The organism is Halovibrio sp. HP20-59 (genome assembly GCF_033052795.2).
In the GTDB taxonomy this organism is placed as follows: Bacteria; Pseudomonadota; Gammaproteobacteria; order Pseudomonadales; family Halomonadaceae; genus Vreelandella.
On sequence record NZ_JAWJUW020000059.1, the window covers coordinates 1 to 412 of the forward strand.

Annotated in this window: 1 protein-coding gene; it reads left to right on the top strand. The window is 48.3% G+C overall.

Annotation, left to right across the window (positions count from 1 at the left end; genetic code table 11):
* Nucleotides 1-278: 278 nt before the first annotated feature.
* A partial coding sequence (locus tag RZA33_RS19375; protein ID WP_317509489.1) for an AAA family ATPase occupies nt 279-412 on the top strand: 134 nt, incomplete at its 3' end.

Consider the following 412-nt stretch of genomic DNA (forward strand, 5'->3'; position numbering starts at 1 on the left):
TACCGCGCCGCGGGCAAGCCGATTCACTTGGTGGGCGTCGAGTTTTCCCGCCAGCAGCGCCAAATCGTCAGGTTTGATGTGGAGACGCTTGGAGTGTAAATCCTGGGTGTTGATAACGCTATTGGTCAGATGTTAATTCTTAAGAAATATAAGTAGGCGGTTTGTTATTTCTTTTTTCGGCCATCTTGGATGCCACTCCTTGAAGGGTGAGGAGAGTGCCGTGCATGTTATGCTTGCTTTAAGCTCACCTGTTTCTTGAGATTGCCATGATCACTGAAATGCCTACTGAAAACCGGCTCAAACTGCCTATTGGCGTTCAGACCTTCTCGGATATCCGGGAAAGGGGCTACTACTACGTTGATAAAACACCCGATATTCACCGCCTAACGGAAGAGGGGAAGTACTTTTTCCT